Annotated in this window: 1 protein-coding gene; it reads right to left on the bottom strand. The window is 69.9% G+C overall.

Annotation, left to right across the window (positions count from 1 at the left end; genetic code table 11):
* On the bottom strand, nt 1-592 hold a 592-nt coding region (locus tag AC1DY5_RS58055), incomplete at both ends, for a GltB/FmdC/FwdC-like GXGXG domain-containing protein (RefSeq protein ID WP_478123101.1).

Raw genomic sequence — 592 nt, 5'->3', positions numbered from 1 at the left:
GTGATGCTCCTCGAGCAGCTTGCGCAGCTGCGCCTCGTCGGTCTCGCCTTCGTGCCAGACCTTGCGATGTACGCTGGCGGCCTGCTCGGCCGAGGTCAGCACCTTGTCGAGCGACACCATCGAGAGGTTGCAGCGCGAGGCGAACTGGCCGTCCTCGTCGTAGACGAAGGCGACGCCGCCGCTCATGCCGGCGGCGAAGTTGCGCCCGGTCTTGCCGAGCACCGCGACCGTGCCGCCGGTCATGTATTCGCAGCCATGGTCGCCGGTGCCTTCGACCACCGCCGTCGCGCCCGACAGCCGCACCGCGAAGCGCTCGCCGGCCACACCGCAGAGATAGGCTTCGCCGGTGGTGGCACCGTACAGCGCGGTGTTGCCGACGATCGTGTTGCGCGCCGCCTCGCCGCGGAAGTCCAGGCTCGGACGCACCACCACGCGGCCGCCCGACAGGCCCTTGCCGGTGTAGTCGTTGGCGTCGCCGATCAGGTACAGCGTGATGCCGCGCGCCAGGAAGGCGCCGAAGGACTGGCCGCCCGTGCCTTCGAGCTGGATGCGGATCGAGTCGTCGGGCAGGCCCTGCGGATGCACCTTTGTC

The organism is Variovorax sp. P4_D9, from assembly GCF_056401695.1.
The sequence above is the reverse complement of the archived record's forward strand: the minus strand, read 5'-3'. Positions and strand labels throughout refer to the sequence as shown.